The organism is Rathayibacter sp. AY1D5 (assembly GCF_002932515.1).
Classification (GTDB): domain Bacteria; phylum Actinomycetota; class Actinomycetes; order Actinomycetales; family Microbacteriaceae; genus Rathayibacter.
Window position 1 is genome coordinate 31,234 of sequence record NZ_PSVU01000014.1, and the last position, 19,895, is coordinate 51,128.

Below are 19,895 nucleotides of genomic sequence, written 5' to 3' on the forward strand. Positions count from 1 at the left end.
ATCGGAGCGGAGCGCGCCTTTAGGCCACCGGATCCGTCACAGGGCGGCCCGCTCCCCCGCTCGAGCAGGCGGAGGAAGCCGGAGAGGTGCCCGAGGCCGGTCAGCGAGGTCGGGAGCGAGGCGGCGAGCGCCGGCGAGTGCACCAGGTACGCCGCCCACTTCGCGCGCGAGACCGCGACGTTCAGGCGGTTGGGCAGGAGGAGGAACTCCATCCCGCGCGGGACGTCGGCCCCGGAGGACGCAGCGAGCGACACGATGGCGACCACCGCCTCCCTGCCCTGGAAGAGGTCGACCGTGCCGACCGGCGTCTCCTCGAGGCCCGCGGCGTCGAGGGCGGCGCGGAGGAGCCCGCCCTGGGCGTTGTAGGGCGCGACGACGATGACGTCGGCCGCGGTCAGCGTCCGCTCGCCGTGCTCGTCGGTCCAGGCGCGGCCGACGAGGGAGAGGGCGATCTCGACGACGCGCCTCGCCTCGTCCGGCGAGGAGGTGGTGTCGCCCGCGTGCTCGACCGGGACGGAGTGCACGCCCGGCTCGACCCCCTCCAGGTGGCGCACCTGCGGCGCCCGCGACCGCAGCGCGCCCTCGTAGGACAGCTCGGAGACGGCGTCGGAGAGCGCCGGGTGCATCCGGTGGGTCTGCGCGAGGAAGTAGCCGTACTCGGGCGGGAGGACGTCGTGCCCGTCGGCGAGCCAGCCGAGCGCCGACTCGTCGACCGGCTCCGGGTGCGCGCCCTGGCTCACCTGGGGCAGCTGCTGCGGATCGCCGAGCAGGAGCAGCCGCTGGGCGGAGACGCCCGACGCGATCGTCGGGGCGAGCGAGAACTGCCCGGCCTCGTCGACCACCAGGAGGTCGAGCGAGCGGCGCGGCACGGTGACCGGATTCGCGAAGGTCCAGGCGGTGCCGCCGATGACGCAGCCGCCGCCCTCCTCGAGGACCGCGGTGAGTGCCGCCGCGTTCTTCACCGGCGCCCAGGGCGCCGCCGCGAGCGCCTCGGGCGGCGTGCCGTTCTTGGGCACCTTCGCCACGCGGGAGGGATCGACGCCGCGGCCGACGACGGCGCTCAGCACGTTCTCGACCACCGAGTGCGACTGGCCGACCACGCCGATGCGCCAGCCGTGCTCGTTCACCAGCCGTGCGATCACGTGGGAGCCGACGTAGGTCTTGCCGGTGCCGGGCGGACCCTGCACGGCGAGGGTCGCCCGCTCGAGTCCGAGCAGAGTGGTGACGACCGCGCCGATCACGTCGTCGCCCTGCACCGGAGCGACAGCTCCCGGTGGCACGCGGCGGAGGACGTCGAGCGCCGGGTCGGCCAGCATCGCGGGCAGCGCGTCGAGGACCTCGCCGCCCCACTCCGCGATCGCCTCGGGCTGGGGCGCGGCGCGCGGAGGCGGCGCGGGGGCGAGGGCGACCGGAGCGTCGTCGTGCGGATCCTCCCCCGCCTTCAGGCCCTCCTTGAGGAGCAGGACGATCCGCTCCCCGTCGTCGTCGACCGCGAGGATCTCGGAGCGCTCGGCGGCGCCGCGCAGACCGGGACCGGGCGAGGGTGCACCAGGGGGCGCCGGGGCCTCGTAGACCAGGTACGGCGACGAGCCGGTGCCGAGCCGGCTGCCGGGAGCGAGCCGGCCGAGGATCCGCAGCTCGCGCGACTGCGTGCGGGCGCGCGGGAGCTTCGCCCAGTCGCGGACGACCTCGACCCGGTCGATCATCACGACGTCGCGGGTGTCCGCCCACTCGTCCAGCGGCTGCCGGAGGCGGTCGAAGTGCTCCTGCCAGAAGGTCTTGGCCTCGCGGCGGTGGTAGTCGATCGCCGCGCCGGCGAGGGCGAGCGCGGTCTGGTCGGCCGTGCGCTCGCGCGGCTCGATCCCCTCGACCTGCGCCAGCAGTGCGACCGCGACCGGGTGCGGCTCGCGGGGCACGGGGATCTCGACCTCGAGCAGCGGCGGCAGCTCCTCGCGCGGCGGAGCGAGCTCCAGGAGCCAGTCGCGCAGGCGGAGCGTGGAGCGGCAGTCGTAGGCGTTGTACTCGGCGACGAGGTCGAGCCCGCGCTGCCCCTCGACAGGATCGGCCCTCTGTGCGGCGCGCGCCTCCACGTACATCTCGATGCTGTCGGCAGCGTTCGTGACGCCGGACGCGTCGCGCTCCTCCTCGCCCATGTAGAGCGGCTCCAGCTTCTTGAGCGAGTAGCTGCGCGAGCCCACGCGGAGCGCCCGCCGCACCACCGGGTACAGGTCGACCAGGACGCCGTCGCGCAGGAGCGCGTCGACCTCCTCCTCGCCGACCCCGTGGCGGAGCGCGAGCGAGAGCAGGTGACTGCGCTCGTAGGAGGCGTAGTGGTAGACGTGCATCCGGGGGTGCTCGGCCCGGCGCGCCTGCAGGAGCGCGAGGAAGTCGAGGAGCGCCCGGCGCTCGGCCGCGAGGTCGTGCGCCCAGAGCGCGGTGAAGCGCTCCTGGTCGTCGACCATGCCGAAGAGGTAGTCGAGGCCCCACTCTCGGTTGTCCTCGGTGTAGAGAGGGTCGCCCTCGAAGTCGAAGAAGAGGTCCCCCGGATCGGGGGCGGGCAGCCCGGCGAGCACGGAGGCGTCGATCACCTCGACGGCCGGCACCGGCGAGGACTCCGATCGCAGCTGCAGCCGCGCCTGGGCGCGCAGGCCCTCGAGCGTGCCCGCGCTCAGCCCGGGGACGGGGCCGTCGTGCTCGGCGAGCGCGTCGAGGGTGAGCACGCCGGCCGCCCCGAGCTTCGCCCGCTGGTCGAGCCGCATCCCGGCGACGAGGATCGGATCGCGGTGCGCCTGGACCTCGGGCGCGCAGACCGAGCAGCGTCCGCAGGAGGGGTAGCGCCGATCGCCCCACGCCAGCGGCTCGTCGGCGGCGAGGCGCTCGTCGAGCACGGCGCGGAGCCGGGCGCGCTGCACCCGCTGGACCGGGGCGACGACGGCCAGCTCGTGGCTGGTGACGGAGCCGTCGCCGAGCACGAGGTGCACCTGCTCCCCCACGCGGATGCCGCGCGCCTGCATCTGCTCGGCGTAGGCGGCGAGCTGCAGCAGCGCCGGGATCTTCGCGTGCCGGGCGAGCTTGGTGTCGTAGACCTCGTAGGCGCCGTCGGCGGTGCGGAGGAGGAAGTCCGAGAAGCCCAGGAACTCGCCGTCGAAGAAGGTGGCCTGGTAGAGCACGTCGACCCCGGCGCGCATCGCCTCGACGGCCGCCTCGGCCGCCTCGGGGTAGCCGGCGGGCTCGGGGCGCTCGAACTCGAGCACCTCGTGCGTGCGCTTCAGCTCGGCGAGGAAGCGGTGCTCGTGCTCGTCGCCGAGCACCGCGGTGCGCTCGAGCATCCCGTCCTTCTCGGCCTCGAGGCGCGGGGCGCGGCCGAGCAGGGCGTCGAACCGGCGAAGGACCGCCCACTCGCAGGCCGCCCAGTTCGACAGGTCGGTGGGGCTCGTGACCACGCGGCCGGACTCCAGGTACACGCGACTCCTTCCGCGACCACCGGGCGGCGATCGGCTCCAGGCTAGGGCGCCCCTCCGACACTCGTGCGGCTGCGGCCACCACCCGCACCGCTCCGGCTCCGCGTGGCAGGCTGGGCCGATGACCCGCGCGCGCTTCGAGATCATCCCGGCCGACGACATCGGCGAGCGCGCCGCGCGGGAGTTCCCGGACCCCTCCGCGGTGACGCTGACCGTGACCAGCCTGCCGAAGCACGGGACCGGGCGGACTGTGGACTGCGCGGTCGCCCTGGCGGGGCGCGGGTTTCGCGTGGTACCCCACCTGGCGGCGCGGAACGTCGAGGGCCGCGCCGCACTCGAGCGGGTCCTCGGCCGGATGGGCGAGGCGGGGATCGACGAGGCGTTCGTGATCTCGGGCGACGCGTCCTCGGCGGCCGGCACCTACTCCACGAGCCTCGAGCTCATCCGCGACGCCCGCGAGATCTCACCCGGGCTGGCCCTGGACATCGCAGGCTACCCCGAGGGCCACCCGCACCTCTCCGACGAGAGCATCGAGCGGCACCTGCGCGAGCGCGCTCCGTTCATCCGCTCGATCGTCACGCAGATGTGCTTCGACGTGGACGCGGTGGTCCGCTACGCCGATCGGCTCCGCGAGACGGGGATCACGGCCGATCTGTGGGCGGGCGTGCCGGGGCCGGTCGAGCGCTCGCGGCTGCTGACGCTGGGCGCGCGGATCGGAGTGGGCTCCTCGCTCGGCTTCCTGAAGCGGAGCACCTCGGTGGCCGGCGGGCTCCTCCGCGGACGCCGCTTCGACCCGTCCGCGTTCGTCGCGCGCCTGGAAGCGGCGGCGGGCGACCGCCTCGCGGGCCTGCACGTCTACACCTTCAACGAGCTCGACTCTCTCGCCGCCTTCGGCTGATCGGCGAGCCTCCGCGCTCCTCGGGCGCCGATATTGAGGGCCTCGAAACCCTCGCGCGGAGAGAACTGCGCCGGTCAGGTGGTGCGGCGGATCCAGATCGGCGGGTGCGGGAGCTCGGCCTCGGTGCGCAGGCGGCCGGCGAGCGGAGCCCAGACCACGAGCGCCACGCCGATCCCGAGCAGCAGGCCGCCGACGGTGTCGCTCAGCCAGTGGGCGCCGAGGTAGGTGCGGCTCGCCATCATCGCCACGGTGTAGAGGAAGCCCGCGATCCAGACCCACAGCAGCGGGAACACCAGGGCCAGCACCATCGCCGTCGTCGCCGCGTTGGCGGTGTGGCCGGACGGGAAGGAGCCGTAGTCGCTGGTGACGAGCATGTCGGCCGGGCGGGCGCGTCCCACCAGCTCCTTGACGAGCTGGGTGGCGCCCACGCTGACCAGCGCGGCGATCGCGTAGTAGAGCGCGGCCCATCGCCTGCGGAACACCAGCAGCACGGCGACGATCCCGAGCGGGATGAGCGTCGTGCCGACGAGCCCCGCTCCGACCGTGTTCATGACGAGGGCCGGGATGTCCCAGACCGGCGAGCGGTGCTCGACGATCTCGTCCATCCACTCCACGTCGAAGCGGAAGGCCGAGGTGGGGCGGAAGGCGATCAGCACGGCGAGGAGCACCGTGAGCAGGATCGCGAGCGACGCGGAGATCAGCGGCCAGCGGCGGGAGACCCGGTGGGCCGCCTCCTTCGTCAGCAGCCGGGCGGCGACGTCGTCGGACGGCACCTGCTCGCGCATCCGCGCACGCTGGACGGCGTCGGGGCGCGCGATTCCGGGCTCGGTCGACAGGCGGTCGTCGCGGTGATCCATCCGGACATGATGCCGTCACCCGGCGTTCCCCCGCTGGGGGTTGCGGGGCGGCTCGGCCGACCGTTCGGAAGCCCGGCGTCCGTGCGCCGGGTTCGTGGCACGGTCCGACCGGCCGTGCGGATGCCCGGCCTTCCCCCGCGGGGGTCTCGCGGCGCGGCTCAGCCGGCCGCGCGGGCCAGGCGGGCGGCGCGGAGGGCGTCGAGCCGGGTCGGCTCGGAGGAGCGGGCGAGGAGCCGCGCGGCGACGGCGCTCACGCGGGAGTCGTCCGAGGCGGAGGCCCGCTCGAGGGCGGCGGCCGCGTCGGGACCGGTGATCGAGCCGAGCGCCATCACGGCCGAGACCGCGAGCGCGGAGTCGTCGCTGCCGGCGGCCCCGTCCAGCGCGTCGACGGCAGGACGCGCGTCGTCGCCCAGGTAGCCGAGTGCGGCAGCGGCGTGACGCCGGACCGGCGCGGACCCCTCGCGGAGGGCCTGCTCCAGACCGGGGACGGCCGCGGCGCCGAAGGAGGCGAGGACGTCGGTGAGCACGTTCTGCGCCTCCGCGTCGTCGTCGCCGAGCAGGCCGAGCAGGACCGGCAGCGCGCGCTCGTCGCCGAGGCGGCCCAGCGCGAAGCGGGCCTTCGCGGCGACGGCGGGCTCGGAGTCGGCGGCCAGCGGGGCGATGTCGTCGAGCGTCGCCGGGTCGAGGATCTTGCTGAGCACGTGCAGCGCCTGCGTGCGCACTCGGGGCTCGCGGCCGAGCGCCTCCCGGGCGACGGGGACGGCGGCGGAGCCGAGGCGGCCGAGCGCCCAGGTGAGCACGTCGCGGACGAAGAAGTCCGGCTCCTCCCACAGGTGCGCGGCGAGGGGCTCGGCGGTGGCGGGCTCGGCGAGCTCGCCCAGGGTCATCGCCGCACGGAGGCGGACGTCGCGGTCGGGGTCGGAGAGCTCGGCGAGCAGGGCGGAGGAGTCGCGGGAGGACATGGGAGGGGACTGTAGCAGCGGCGCTCGGGAGCGGATCCAGCGAGGGCCCGAACACCCGGGAGGAGCTGCAGGAGCGGGGCGTGCCGGACCGCCGGGACCCGGAGCCGAGCGCTCAGTCCTGCAGCGCCGGGACGCTCCTCGGCCGGACGATCAGCCAGAGCGCCAGGATCGACACGGTCGCCGTCGCCATCATCACCACGGCCATCGGCACGGCCGAGCCGGCGCCGAAGACCCCCGAGATCGGCGACAGCAGTCCGGCGGTGCCGAAGTTGACCGCTCCGAGCAGCGACGCGGCCGTCCCCGCCTCCCGGCCGTGGTTGACCAGGCCGAGGACCTGCACGCACGGGAAGCTGAAGCCGCAGGACGCGATGAAGAACCACAGCGGGACGAGCGTGCCCCAGAGCCCCAGCCCGAGCACGTCGAAGAGGGCGATCAGGCCGGCGGAGGTGAACAGCGTCAGCGTCGTGATCGCGAGGATCCACTGCGGCCCGATCCTCCGGCTGAGGTAGGAGGACGCCTGCACGCCGAGGACGACGCCGAGCGAGTTCACGGCGAAGAGCAGCCCGTACTGCTGCGCGTCGAATCCGTAGAGGCCCTGGAACAGGAACGAGGAGCTGGAGAGGTAGGTGAACAGGCCGGCGAAGGTCATGCCCCCGATCACCGCCACTCCGAGGAACACGCGGTCGCTGAGGACGGCCCGGTAGCGCTGCACGAGCGAGCGGTGCTCGCGCTCGTGTCGGGCGGCGCGGGGCCGGGTCTCGACGACGAGCAGGCCGACGGCCGCGACGACCAGCACGCCGTAGGCGGCGAGGAAGACGAAGATCCCGCGCCAGTCCATGATCAGCAGCAGCTGCGAGCCGATGACCGGCGCGAGCACGGGCGCGAGGCCCGACACCAGGGCGAGCCGGGACAGCATCCGCACCAGCGGGCGTCCGCCGAAGAGGTCGCGGACCATCGCCATCGCGACCACGCCGCCCGCCGCCGCACCGGCCCCCATCAGGAAGCGGAAGACGCCGAGCGTGACGATCTCGGGGGCGAGCGCCGCGCCGACGCAGGCCAGGACGTGCAGCGAGGTGGCCAGGAGGATCGGCAGGCGCCGGCCGACCGCGTCGCTCCAGGGGCCCACGATCAGCTGGCCGAGCGCGAAGCCGAGGGTCGTGCCGGTGAGGGTCAGCTGGACCGCCGCCTCCGACACGTTCAGCTCGCTCTGCAGCGCGGGGAACGCCGGCAGGTAGAGGTCGATCGTGAACGGCCCGAGGGCGGTCAGCGAGCCGAGGACGATCACGTAGACGAGGCGCTGGCGGGCCGTCAGGGCATCGCCCGGGTGGCGGTGCACGGGGAGAGAGCCGGTCGGAGTCGAGGCGGGAGTGGACACGGAGTGCCTTCCTGCGCAGGGCGCAGCGGGGTGGGAGGGAGGGGTGCGGCCGGTGTCGTCCTCGGCGCGGGAGCGGACCTCGTCGGCTCCACGCCGCTCGGTCGAATCAATTCGATCACGTGTCGGACAGCGGCGCCACCCCTCGGCCCGCCGTCGGGTCAGACCGGGTGGAGCGGAGTGCCGAGCGGGTCGGCGAGCAGGCGCTCGAAGGCGAGCTCGGCTGCGCCCAGCATGAGCAGATCGGCGCCGAGCTCGGTCCGAACGATGCGCACGGAGTCGAGCGCGACCCGGAAGGGGCCGCCGCGGCCCAGGCGCTCCTCCAGGAATCCCGGCGCGACTCCGATCAGCGCCCCGAGGAAGCCGCCCAGCACCACGAGCTGCGGGTTGAACACGTTGATCACGTTGCGCAGGGCGACCGCGAGGTGCCCGAGCTGGCGCTCGACCTCGCCGCGGACGGCCGGGTCCTCGGAGGCGGCGAGCGCCTCCTCCAGCCGCTCGCTCTCGTCGAGGCCGAGCACGGTGAGCAGCTCGGCGCGGCCGACCTCGGTCTCGAGGCAGCCGACGGCGCCGCAGTGGCAGTCGATGCCCGCGCTGTTGACGAGGGTGTGGCCGATCTCCCCCGCGTAGCCGTCGATGCCGTGCAGAGGCGCGCCGCCGACGATGACGCCGGCGCCCACTCCGCTCGCGCCTCCGTTGAGGTAGACGAGGTGCGAGACGTCGCGGCCGGCGCCGAGGACGCTCTCGGCGAGCGCACCGAGGTTGGCGTCGTTCGCCGAGAGGACGGGCAGGCCGGTCGCGTCCGCGAGCATGCGGGAGAAGGGCTCGTCGTCCCAGCCGAGGTGCGGGCCGACCCGGACGAGGCCGTCGGCGTCGCGGACGAGGCCGGGCACGGCGACGCCGATGCCGACGGTCCGCGTCTCCTCGGGCAGCTCGGCGAGCAGCTCGGCGACCGCCTCGGCCGCCAGACGCGCGGCGGCCTCGGCGGTGGGGACGGAGGCGGAGCGGCGGATGCGGCGGCGGACGACGGCGTCGACGCCGACCACGGCGACCGTGACGGCGTCGATCTCGGGGTTCACGGCGAGCGCGACGACTCCGGGATCGGCCTCGACGACGGGGCTCGGCCGGCCGACCTGGTTCGGCGTGGCGGGCTCGCGCTCGCGCACGATGCCGAGCTCCACCAGCTCGCCGACCAGCGCCGCGATCGTGGAGCGGTTGAGGCCGGTCAGGCGGGTCAGCTGCGAGCGGGAGCGGGGGCCGCCGCGGTGCACGAGGCGGAGGATCGCCGAGAGGTTGTGCCGCCTGACGCGGTCGAGGTTGTTGCCGCGCGTCGCGTGGTCGGGCATCCGCGGTCTCCTCTGCTTGCGGGGGTCAGCCTAGCCGGGGGCGGGGCCGGGGTCTCGAGGGGCGGGCTGCGCCCGCTGCTCGATCAGCAGGAGGGCGCCGCTCAGGCCTCGACCCAGGTCCAGGTGCCGGCCGGGCCGTCGACCGAGACGTCGCCGCCGGAGCGCGTCACGGTGAACACCGTCTCGTCCCCCGTGTCGTGCGCGACGACCCGGACCGGCGTCGCTCCGTCCGGCCCCGGGAACACCCTCAGCTCGAGCCCGTCGAGGTAGTCGTACTCGGCCGAGTCCTGGCGGGCCCCCACCGGGATCACCGCGCCCTCGCGCACGTACAGCGGCAGCGAGTCGAAGCCGTGGACCTCACGACGCCACTCCCCCGTCGAGACGGTCCGCTCGCCCGTCCACCAGCTCGTCCACGTCCCGCGCGGGAGGTAGAACTCGACCGTGCCGTCCTCGGTGAACACCGGAGCGACGAGCAGGTCGCGCCCGAGCAGGTACTGCGTGTCGAGGTGGGCGGCGCTGCGGTCGTCCTCGAACTCGAGCGCCATCGGGCGCATGATCGGGACGCCGGTGCTCGCCGCCTCCGCCCCCGCCGCGAAGAGGTAGGGCATCAGCGAGAGCTTCAGCCGGGTGAAGAGCCGGGTGACCTCCACGGCCTCCTCGTCGAACGCCCACGGCACGCGCACCGAGGAGGATCCGTGCAGCCTCGAGTGCGAGGAGAGCAGGCCGAACGCGAGCCAGCGCTTGAACACTCCGGGATCGGGCGTGCCCTCGAAGCCGCCGATGTCGTGCGCCCAGAAGCCGAACCCGCCCAGCGCGAGCGAGAGGCCTCCGCGCAGGGTCTCGGCCATCGACACGTAGGAGGAGGTGTTGTCCCCGCCCCAGTGCACCGGCAGCGACTGCCCGCCGACCGTGGCGCTGCGGGCGAAGAGGACCGCGCGGCCCTCGCCGAGCTCCTGCTCGAGCACCTCGTGCACCGCGCGGTTGTAGAGCTGGGTGTACCAGTTGTGCATGGCCTCGGGGTCGGTCCCGTCGGCCCAGACGACGCCCTCCGACGGGATCCGCTCGCCGAAGTCGGTCTTGAAGGAGTCGACGCCCTGGCGCACGAGGACGCGGAGCTTCTCCTGGAACCAGGAGGTCGCCTCCGGATTCGTGAAGTCGATCAGCGCCATGCCGGCGACCCACATGTCCCACTGCCAGACGTCGCCGGAGGCCGTTCTGAGCAGGTACCCCTTCTCGCGCCCCTCGGCGAACAGCGGCGACGCCTGCGCGATGTACGGATTGATCCAGACGCAGGTGTGCAGCCCGCGCTCGTGCAGGCGGGCGAGGATCCCCTCGGGGTCCGGGAAGGTGCGCGGGTCCCACTCGAGGTCGGTCCACTGGAACTCGCGCATCCAGAAGCAGTCGAAGTGGAACGCCGACAGCGGCAGCTCCCGCTCCGCGAAGCCGTCGATGAAGGAGTTCACCGTCTCCTCGTCGTAGCTCGTGGTGAAGCTGGTCGTCAGCCAGAGCCCGTAGCTCCAGGCGGGGACGACGGAGGGGCGGCCGGCGAGACCGGTGTAGCGCCGCAGCACGTCCTTCTTCGTCGGGCCCTGGATCACCAGGTACTCCAGCGCCTCGCCACCGACCGAGAACTGCACGCGCTCGACCGCCTCGGAGCCGATCTCGAACGAGACGAGGCCGGGATCGTTGAGGAGCACGCCGTAGCCGCGGCTGGAGAGGTAGAACGGGACGTTCTTGTAGGCCTGCTCGGAGGAGGTGCCGCCGTCGGCGTTCCACACGTCCACCGTCTGGCCGTTCTTCACGAAGGGGCCGAAGCGCTCGCCGAGCCCGTAGACCAGCTCGCCGACGCCGAGGTCGAGCTGCTCGTGCAGGTAGGCGGCTCCGTCCGGTCCGGTCAGGTAGCCCTGCGCCTTGTGCCCGGACCCGGTGAGGCGCGTGCCGGTCGAGGTGTCCCAGAACTCCAGCGACCACGGAGCGCCCTGCCTGATCCGGACCTCGAGGTCGCCGGTGCGCAGCACGCCGCCGGACTCCGTCACCTCCGCCGCTCCGACGTCGCCCTCGGCCAGCTCGAAGCCGGGGCGCACCGCCGTCCCGCGCCAGTGCTCGATCCGCACCCGCGCGACCCCCTCGGCCGGCGAGGACACCGTGACCGTGAGCGCCGGCCGGTTGAGGACGTCGCCGCGGCCCTGGATGACCCGGGTCGGGGCGATCACCTCGAGCGAGGTGCCATCGGTGCGGATGTCGTACGCCTCCTGCGCGAACAGGGGCGTGAATCCGGCCCGCGTCTGCCAGAACCCGTCGGTGAACTTCATGGGGGTGCCTTTCGATGGCGCGCCGGCGGATCCCGCGAGGGAGGCGCCGACGGAGGGAGAGAGGGCTACTTGACCGCGCCGGCGGTGATGCCGCGGGTGAGGGTGCGCTGGAAGATCAGGAAGAAGATCAGCGTCGGGAGAAGGCCCAGGAGAGCGCTCGCGCTGGTCGTGGTGACGTCCATGATCTTGTCGCCCTGGAGGCTCGAGATCGCGATCGGGACGGTCTGCGTCGCGTCGCTCACCAGGAAGACCAGCGGGATGAGGAACTCGTTCCAGGTCCAGATGAAGAAGAAGATCATCAGCACCGAGAGGGTGGGCCGCGAGATCGGGACGATCACCCGGGTGAGGACCTGCCACTTCGAGGCGCCGTCGAGAGCCGCGGCCTCGAGGATCTCCTTCGGGAAGGTGCCGTAGACGCTCGAGAGCAGATAGGTGCCGAACGCCGACTGGATGACGGTGAAGATGACGATGACCGACAGCTGGGTGTCGTAGATCCCGACCGCTTTGAACATGTAGTACAGCGGGTAGAGCAGGGCCTCCTGCGGGAGCATGTTCGCCAGCAGGAACAGGACGATGATCCAGCTCCGGCCGCGGACCCGGCCGATGCCGATCGCGTAGGCGTTCAGCACCGAGAGGGCGACGGCGAGGATCGCGACCGACCCCGAGATGAGGATCGAGTTGCCGAGCTTCTCGGGGAAGTCGACGCGGCTCCAGAAGGTCGAGAGGCCGTCGAAGGAGAGGCCGGTCGGGAAGGCGAGCGGGCCGTTCGCCGAGTACTCCGCGGGGGTCTTGAAGGAGTTGAGCAGGATCAGCAGCACCGGGCTGATGATCACGAGCCCGATCACCACGGCGACGGCGAGGATCACCCAGTCGCCGAGGGTGCGCTTCGTCGTGCCCTTCGCGGGCTTGGCGGGACGGGAGGACGGGAGGTCCGCGTCCTGCGTGCCGGCCTGGGTGAGGGGCAGGGTCTCGATGGCCGACATCAGCGGGCTCCTTCGCTGCGCTCGACGCGCTCCTGGGCGCGGATGAACAGCACGGCGAGGATCACGATGACGATCGTGAGCGCGGTCGCGATGGTGGCGCCGTAGCCCACCTGCTGCTTCTGGAAGAACTCGGTGTACGAGTAGTAGGAGGGGACGATCGTGGAGTCGCCGGGGCCGCCACGGGTCAGGGCGTAGATCGGGCCGAAGACCTTCAGCGCGGCGATGGTGCAGGTGAGGGTGACCACGAAGATCTCGGGCCGGATGATCGAGACCGTGATCCAGCGGAAGCGCTGGAACCAGTTCGCCCCGTCGAGCTCCGCCGCCTCGTAGAGCTCGGGGTCCACGCGCTGCAGCGCCGCCATGAAGATGACGACCGGGTAGCCCAGCTGCACCCAGATCATCACGACCATGATCGAGAGCATCGCGGTGTCCGGCTTGCCGAGCCAGTCGTGCGAGAGGGAGCCGAGCCCGACGGCCTCGAGGATCGAGTTCAGCGCGCCGTTGTCGGGGCGGAGGATCCAGCCGATGACGATCGCGGCGATGACGGTCGGCAGGATCTGCGGGAGGTAGTAGGTGGCGCGGAGGAAGCTCGCCAGGCGCCCGCCGAACTTCTTGCCGACGAGATCGAAGAGGATCGCCGCGAGCAGGAGCCCGAGGATCGTGGGGACGATCACCATCGCGATGATCATGTAGACCGAGTTGAGGAACGAGGTCCAGAACTGGTCGTCGCCCATCAGCTCGATCCAGTTGTCGAGGCCGATGAAGATCGGCGGCTTGATGCCGCGCCAGGACGTGAAGCTGATGTAGACGTTCCAGATCAGCGGGATCAGCACGATGAACGTGAAGAGCACGAACCCGGGGATCAGGTAGAGCCAGTAGCCGCCGGAGCGCTTCTCGCGGGGCGGCGTCGTGGGAGGCGGCGCGCTCTCCGCGCGACGAGGTGCTGTCGTCGTCATGGGTACTCCTAGGTCGGACGGGGTCGTGGGTGTGCTGCCGCGGGATGCCGCTCCGGTACGGAGGCGACGGCGTGTCGCGGACCGGAGCGGCATACCGCGGTGGGGTGGAGGCTCGGCGGTGTTCGTGCGACCCCCTCGAGGGGTCGCCGTCACGTCCTCAGGTCTTCCACGGCCGTTCCGCGCCTGCAGGCGCGGGGCCGGCCGCCGTGGCCGACATCACGTGACGCTTCCGCGTCACGTGATGTCGGCGACTCCGTCGTCGTACTTGGCCTGGAGGTCGGAGAGCATGGCGGACTCGTCGGAGGAGCCGTTGATGAGCTCCTGCGTGGCGGCGACCAGGTCGTCGTAGAAGGTCGCGGTGGGCCAGTCGGGGTAGAAGGAGAGCTGGTCGCCGTCGACGACCGTCTTCCACTGCGCAAGCAGCGCCTTGCTCTTCTCGTCCGTGATGGCGCTCTCGTCGACGACCAGCGGGATGCCTCCGTTGTTGCCGATGAGGTTCTGGATCTCGGGTCGCATCGTGATGTCGATCCACTTGTAGGCGAGGTCCTTGTTCTTCGCCGTCTCCGGGATCACCCAGTGGTTGCCGGCGGAGCCCATCGTGAACTCGGCACCCGGGAAGAGGAACGTGTCCCACTCGAATCCGGTGATCTCGGTCTTGAAGCGGCCGAACCACCAGGAGCCCGAGAAGAAGATCGGGTACTCGCCCGAGATGAACGCCGTGCCCGCGTCCTCCGCCTTCAGCCCGGAGGCGTCGGCCGAGAAGTAGCCCTTGTCGACGTAGGTCTTCAGCTGGTCGGCCGCGTAGCTCCAGGCCGCGTCCTCGAAGTCGACCTCGCCCGTGTAGGTCTGGTAGTCGGTGATCCAGGAGCGGTCGGCCTTCAGCAGCGCGAGCTGGTAGAAGAGCTGCTGCAGCGGGTACTCGGCGCCGGCCTCGGCCAGCGGGGTGATCCCCTTGGCCACGAAGGCGTCGAGGACGGCCGTGAACTCCTCGTAGGTGGTGGGGACCTCGAGGCCGTTCGCGGCGAAGGCGTCCTTGTTGTAGTAGACGAAGGTGAACTCGCCGTAGTTGGGGATGCCGTACCAGGAGCCGGAGCCCATGATCCCGTTCTCGTCGTACTTCGCGGTGGTCTGCAGCGCGCCGGGGATCAGCGAGTCCCAGCCGTAGAACTCGACCGCCTCGTCGAGGTTGGTGAGCAGGCCCTGGCTCGAGAGGAGTCCGCTGGTCGCGTTGCCCTTGTTGTACTCGACGACGTCGGGCGCCGAGTTGGAGTTGAAGATCTGGCTGGCGCCGGTGCGCAGCTGCTCGAAGGCCTTGAACTCGTACGCGATCTCGGCCCCCGTCTCCTGGGTGAAGCTGTCGCGGGCGGCGAGCCAGGCGATGCCGCGGTCGCTGTCGGGCGTCTCGAAGTCCCAGAGCGTGAGGGTGCGGCCGGCGCCGTCGACCGTGGTCGAGAGCGCGTCGGAGCCGGCGTCGGAGCCGCCACCGGAGCAGGCGGCCAGCGCGAACATCGCGCTGAGGCCGACTCCGCCGGCGAGGAGGTTGCGCCGGCTGAGACCGGCGGTCGGGCGGTGGAAGGCGGAGCGGGATCGGAGCGACATTGCGGTGGTTCTCCTTCGAACGGTGCGGTGGTGCTGCGGACGTGGTGCAGGGAGCGCTCTCTCGCGGAGGCGCGGTGTCGAAGCGTTTCGACAGTGCGCAGAGCCGGAGCGGGCTGGAAGAGGGTGGAGGACTAGAGGGAGGCCGGCGCGGGAGTGCCGGACGGGACCGCCGGCACCGGAGCGCCGATCGGAGCGACCGCGAGGGATCCGCGGTCGACGTAGGAGGGCGGGAGCAGCTCGACGCCGACGGTGCGGCCGGAGTCGATCTGCTGGAGGGTCCGCGCGACGGCCGCTCGGCACATCGCGTCGAACGGGAGGGGAAGACTGCTGGTGGGGACAGGGAGGGCGCCGCCGTCGTAGCTGGCGCAGGCCGCCAGGATCGACAGGTCGCCCGGGACGGAGAGGCCGCGCTCGAGGACGCGCTCGATCGCCGCCTCCGCCACGGGCTCGTTGCAGTGCAGCACGAGCGCGGTGGGCGGGACGGGTGCGGCGAGGATCGCGTCGATCGCAGCCTGTGCGCTCGGGCGGCCGATGTGCGGGCGCTCGACCGCGATCTCGACTCCGAGCGCTGCGGCCTCGGCGCGGAACGCCTCGTCGAAGCGGCGGACGAAGCCGGCGTTGCGGTCGGTGTAGGACTGCGGATGCTCGAGCAGGCCGAGCGAGCGGTGGCCCAGCTCAGCGAGCCGGCGGACGCTCTGGCGGGCGGCCTCGGCGAAGTCGAGGTCGACGCAGGCGAGATCGTGGGAGTCGGCGGGCACGCCGATGAAGGTGGCGGGGACCCCCGCCGCGCGGATCAGCTCGGCGCGGTCGTCGTCGTCGTCGACGCCCATCAGGACGATGCCGTCGACGAGCGAGGAGGAGGAGACGCGCCCGATGCCGCTGGAGGCCTCGTCGGTGACGAGCAGCAGGACGTCGTAGTCCGACTCCCGGGCGCGCTCGAGCACCTCGGTGACGAAGCGCATGTGGGTCGGCAGGTGCAGCTCGCCGCGCATCGGCGCGGAGAGGGCGAGGATGTGGGTCCGCGCCCCGGCGAGCATCCGGGCTCCCGCGTGGGGCCGGTAGCCGAGCTGGCGCACCGCGTCGTCGACGCGCTGCCGGGTGGAGGCGGCGATCGAGCGCTTGCCGGAGAGGGCGTAGGAGACGGTGCTGATCGAGACTCCGGCAGCGCGGGCCACGTCGTGGATGGTCGCCATGGCTCCTCCTGCCGGACGTCGTCGTCGGTCGCGGTCGGGCTTCGAAGCGCTTCGACCGGTCGTGCTGGAGCGACTGTACGCACAGTCGAAGCGCTTGCGCAAGCGGTCCTCGCGACGACCTCCCCGGGCGCCGGCCCGCTCCGCGAGCGGTTCCGCGGCTCGGGCGGGCGGCACCCGCGAGGGGCCGGAGGGCGACGCGCCGGGCCTTCCGCTCGTTGCGCCTCCCGACCCTCACGGGATATGTTGGGCCCAACAACAATTCGGCGACGTCGCCGGAAAGGATTCGGATCCCATGTCCCTGACCCCCACCCGCGCCGACAAGTTCTCCTTCGGCCTCTGGACCATCGGCTACAACGGGACGGACCCGTTCGGCGGCCCGACCCGCGAGCCGCTCGACGTCGTCCACGCGGTCGAGAAGCTCGACGAGCTCGGCGCCTACGGCCTCACCTTCCACGACGACGACCTGTTCGCCTTCGGCTCCACCGACGCCGAGCGCCAGACCCAGATCGACCGCCTCAAGGGCGCGCTGGAGTCCACCGGCCTCATCGTGCCGATGGTCACCACCAACCTCTTCAGCGCCCCGGTCTTCAAGGACGGCGGCTTCACCTCGAACGACCGCGACGTCCGCCGCTTCGCGCTGCGCAAGGTCCTCCGCAACATCGACCTCGCCGCCGAGCTGGGCGCGAAGACCTTCGTCATGTGGGGCGGCCGCGAGGGCGCCGAGTACGACTCCGCCAAGGACATCCGCGCCGCGCTCGAGCGCTACCGCGAGGCCGTCAACCTGCTCGGCGACTACGTCACCGACAAGGGCTACGACATCCGCTTCGCCATCGAGCCCAAGCCGAACGAGCCCCGCGGCGACATCCTGCTGCCCACGCTCGGCCACGCGATCGCGTTCATCGACTCCCTCGAGCGCCCCGAGCTCGTCGGCGTGAACCCCGAGGTCGGCCACGAGCAGATGGCGGGCCTGAACTTCACCGCCGGCATCGCCCAGGCGCTGTACCACGGCAAGCTCTTCCACATCGACCTCAACGGCCAGCGCGGCATCAAGTACGACCAGGACCTGGTCTTCGGCCACGGAGACCTGCACAACGCGTTCTCGCTCGTCGACCTCCTCGAGAACGGCGGCCCCGGCGGCGTCCCGGCCTACGACGGCCCGCGCCACTTCGACTACAAGCCCTCGCGCACCGAGGACGAGACCGGAGTCTGGGACTCGGCCGCCGCGAACATGCGCACCTACCTGCTGCTCAAGGAGCGCGCCGCGGCCTTCCGCGCCGACCCCGAGGTGCAGGAGGCGCTGGCCGCCGCGAAGGTCGCCGAGCTCTCCACCCCGACGCTGAACGAGGGCGAGTCGTACGACGACCTGCTCGCGGACACCGCCTCGTACGAGTCGTTCGACGCCGACGCCTACCTCGGCGGCAAGGGCTTCGGCTTCGTGCGCCTGCAGCAGCTGGCCACCGAGCACCTGCTCGGCGCCCGCGGCTGACCCGCACCCTCTGAGCCCGCGGTCAGCCGCGGGACGACCTGAGACGGACGAGATCCCCTGCACCGGCACGGGATCTCGTCCGTTCTCCTGCATCCGGCCCGGTTCCGCACCGGACGCCTGAACCCGCACCCCCAACGAAAGAGGACAGCGATGACGCTCGTCGCAGGGATCGACTCGTCGACCCAGAGCTGCAAGGTGGTCGTCCGCGACCTCGACACCGGCGCCGTGGTGCGCACCGGCCGGGCGAGCCACCCGGACGGCACCGAGGTCGATCCGGCCGCGTGGTGGGAGGCGCTGCAGCTCGCCCTCGCCGACGCCGGCGGGCTCGACGACGTCGCCGCGATCTCGGTCGGCGGCCAGCAGCACGGCATGGTCGTCCTCGACGAGAGCGGCGCCGTCATCCGCCCCGCTCTGCTCTGGAACGACACCCGCAGCGCGCCCGCCGCCGCCGCGCTCATCGAGGAGCTCGGAGCCGGGGCCTGGGCGGAGCGGACCGGATCGGTGCCGGTCGCCTCCTTCACCGCCACCAAGCTCCGCTGGCTGCGCGACGCCGAGCCCGAGAACGCCGCCCGTGTCGCCGCCGTCGCGCTCCCCCACGACTGGCTGACCTGGCGCCTGCTCGGCTACGGCCCCGACTCCGCCCGTGGTCCGCAGCTCGACGCGCTCACGACCGACCGGTCCGACGCGTCCGGCACCTCGTACTGGGGAGCGGACGGCTACGACCTCGACCTGCTCGAGCGCGCCCTCGGCCACCGCCCGCTGCTCCCCCGCGTGCTCGGCCCCTCGGAGGAGGCGGGCCGCACCGAGAGCGGACTCGTCGTCGGCCCCGGCGCGGGCGACAACGCGGGCGCCGCGCTCGGCCTCGGCGCCGGCCCCGGCGACGTGGTCGTCAGCATCGGCACGAGCGGCACCGTCTTCGCAGTCACGGACGACCCGGTGCGCGACGCCTCCGGGACCGTCGCCGGCTTCGCCGATGCGAGCGGGCGCTTCCTGCCGCTGGTCGCGACGCTCAACGCGGCGCGCGTGCTGGCCTCGACCGCGACCCTGCTCGGCAGCGACTTCGACGAGTTCGCCGCACTGGCGCTCGAGGCGGGGCCGGGTGCCGACGGCCTCGTGCTGGTCCCCTACTTCGAGGGCGAGCGCACGCCGAACCTGCCGGACGCGACCGCGAGCCTGCACGGTATGACCATCGCCTCGACCACGCGCCCGAACCTCGCCCGCGCGGCGATCGAGGGCATGCTCTGCGGACTGGCCGACGGCCTCGACGCCGTTCGCGCGCAGGGAGTGGAGGCGCGGCGCATCCTCCTCATCGGCGGAGCCGCGCAGAACCGCGCCGTGCAGCTCGCTGCCTCGCAGGTGTTCGACGTGCCCGTGCAGGTGCCGACGCCCGGCGAGTACGTGGCCGACGGTGCCGCCGTGCAGGCCGCCTGGGCGCTGACCGGATCGCGTCCGACGTGGACCGTCACCTCGGTGGCCGAGCCCGCGCCGGACCACCGCCCTGTGATCCGCGAGCAGTACGCGGCCGCCCGCGCCTGAGAATCCGGCCCCGGCCCTCATCCAGGGCCGGGGCCGCGCCGCAAGCCCCAGTGGACGGGGAGCGGAATCGCGCTACTCTCATTACTCAGCCAGCTGACTAACGGAGGAGCGACATGACCGCCACACGAACCCCCGACCGCGCCGACCGGATCCGCCAGGTCGTCGTCGCCGTGAGCGCGGTGCTCGCCCTCATCGGCTCGTTCATCGGCTCGGGCGCCGCGGGCGGCACGCAGATCCAGAACGCGGCCGGCGGCGCCCTGACCGCGTCCTCGACCCCCATCGCTCCCGACGGCCCCGCCTTCGCGATCTGGAGCGTCATCTACACCGGCCTCATCGCCTACGCGATCTGGCAGTTCCTGCCCTCGCAGACCGCCCGCACCCGCCACCGCCGGCTGGGCTACTGGGCCGCCGCCAGCCTCCTCCTGAACGCCGCGTGGATCCTGGTCGTCCAGGCCGGCTTCCTGACGCTCAGCGTCGTCGTGATCGCCCTGCTGCTCGCCGTGCTCGCGCGCATCTTCGTGATCCTGCGGACCACCCGGTCGGCCGGAGTGGTCGACGCGATCGTGACGGACGGCACCTTCGGGCTCTACCTCGGCTGGGTGTGCGTGGCCACGGCCGCGAACGTCACCGCCGGGCTCGTCGGCGCGGGAGTCGGCAGCGCGGACGGTCCGGGCGCCGCGGTCTGGGCGGTCGTCGTCCTCGCCGTCGCCGCGCTCGTCGGACTCCTGATCGCGGTCACCGGCCGCGGCCGCATCGCCCCGATGCTCTCGCTCGTCTGGGGACTCTCCTGGGTCGCCGTCGGCCGCTTCGCCGGCGAGCTCGTCTCGGTCCCCGCCGGGATCGCCGCGCTGGTCGCCGCCGCCGTGGTGCTGGTGGTCACCCTCCTCGTCCGCGCCACCGCGGGACGCCGGGTCAGCGCCGCCTGACCCCTGCG

At 72.6% G+C, this 19,895-nt stretch carries 13 protein-coding genes and 1 pseudogene; 4 read left to right on the forward strand and 10 right to left on the reverse strand.

The genetic code is table 11. From position 1 onward, the window contains the following. Positions 1-152: 152 nt before the first annotated feature. Positions 153-3,623 (reverse strand): annotated as a pseudogene (locus C5C82_RS18170) (TM0106 family RecB-like putative nuclease); the annotation flags it as partial. Here C5C82_RS18170 and C5C82_RS06175 point away from each other — a divergent pair. Continuing rightward, positions 3,583-4,359 carry a methylenetetrahydrofolate reductase gene (locus tag C5C82_RS06175; RefSeq protein ID WP_104292981.1) on the forward strand — a complete coding sequence of 259 codons (777 nt, stop codon included), beginning with the start codon at positions 3,583-3,585 and terminating at the stop codon, positions 4,357-4,359. The pseudogene C5C82_RS18170 and the gene C5C82_RS06175 overlap by 41 nt on opposite strands. A 74-nt stretch (positions 4,360-4,433) precedes the next feature. Here C5C82_RS06175 and C5C82_RS06180 read toward each other — a convergent pair whose 3' ends face one another. The 9 genes from C5C82_RS06180 to C5C82_RS06220 all read right to left on the reverse strand — a co-directional run bounded on the left by C5C82_RS06180 (position 4,434) and on the right by C5C82_RS06220 (position 15,939). Further along, positions 4,434-5,216, reverse strand: a complete 783-nt coding sequence (locus C5C82_RS06180) for a phosphatase PAP2 family protein (RefSeq protein ID WP_244229597.1) — start codon at positions 5,214-5,216, stop codon at positions 4,434-4,436. A 158-nt stretch (positions 5,217-5,374) separates the two neighbouring features. Further along, the gene (locus C5C82_RS06185) at positions 5,375-6,178 is read right to left on the reverse strand and encodes a HEAT repeat domain-containing protein (RefSeq protein ID WP_104354792.1); all 804 of its coding nucleotides are present in this window, start codon (positions 6,176-6,178) and stop codon (positions 5,375-5,377) included. A 112-nt stretch (positions 6,179-6,290) separates the two neighbouring features. Next, the gene (locus C5C82_RS06190) at positions 6,291-7,553 is read right to left on the reverse strand and encodes a multidrug effflux MFS transporter (RefSeq protein WP_104354793.1); all 1,263 of its coding nucleotides are present in this window, start codon (positions 7,551-7,553) and stop codon (positions 6,291-6,293) included. A gap of 158 nt (positions 7,554-7,711) precedes the next feature. Next, a complete protein-coding gene (locus C5C82_RS06195) occupies positions 7,712-8,896 on the reverse strand; it encodes an ROK family transcriptional regulator (RefSeq protein WP_104292979.1) in 1,185 nt (394 codons plus the stop codon). 101 nt (positions 8,897-8,997) lie between these two features. Then, entirely contained in the window at positions 8,998-11,208 is a 2,211-nt protein-coding gene (yicI, locus tag C5C82_RS06200; RefSeq protein ID WP_104354794.1) for an alpha-xylosidase, read from the reverse strand. Between the two features lie 65 nt (positions 11,209-11,273). Then, a complete protein-coding gene (locus C5C82_RS06205; RefSeq protein WP_104269664.1) occupies positions 11,274-12,191 on the reverse strand; it encodes a carbohydrate ABC transporter permease in 918 nt (305 codons plus the stop codon). Next, complete coding sequence (locus tag C5C82_RS06210) at positions 12,191-13,147, reverse strand: carbohydrate ABC transporter permease (RefSeq protein ID WP_104224874.1); 957 nt, start codon at positions 13,145-13,147, stop codon at positions 12,191-12,193. The genes C5C82_RS06205 and C5C82_RS06210 overlap by 1 nt, the downstream gene beginning before the upstream one ends. A 234-nt stretch (positions 13,148-13,381) precedes the next feature. After that, positions 13,382-14,746: an ABC transporter substrate-binding protein gene (locus C5C82_RS06215; RefSeq protein ID WP_258065986.1), complete on the reverse strand. Its 1,365-nt coding sequence runs from the start codon at positions 14,744-14,746 to the stop codon at positions 13,382-13,384. Positions 14,747-14,877: 131 nt separating this feature from the next. Beyond that, positions 14,878-15,939, reverse strand: a complete 1,062-nt coding sequence (locus C5C82_RS06220; RefSeq protein WP_104292927.1) for a LacI family DNA-binding transcriptional regulator — start codon at positions 15,937-15,939, stop codon at positions 14,878-14,880. Positions 15,940-16,231: 292 nt separating this feature from the next. Between C5C82_RS06220 and xylA the strand changes: the two genes are divergently transcribed. From xylA to C5C82_RS06235, 3 genes are all read left to right on the forward strand, one after another. Continuing rightward, positions 16,232-17,425, forward strand: coding sequence for a xylose isomerase (gene xylA / locus C5C82_RS06225; protein ID WP_104224876.1), 1,194 nt, complete (start codon positions 16,232-16,234; stop codon positions 17,423-17,425). 150 nt (positions 17,426-17,575) lie between these two features. Then, positions 17,576-18,961, forward strand: coding sequence for a xylulokinase (gene xylB / locus C5C82_RS06230; RefSeq protein WP_104354795.1), 1,386 nt, complete (start codon positions 17,576-17,578; stop codon positions 18,959-18,961). 113 nt (positions 18,962-19,074) lie between these two features. Next, complete coding sequence (locus tag C5C82_RS06235) at positions 19,075-19,887, forward strand: tryptophan-rich sensory protein (protein ID WP_104224878.1); 813 nt, start codon at positions 19,075-19,077, stop codon at positions 19,885-19,887. Positions 19,888-19,895: the final 8 nt, after the last annotated feature.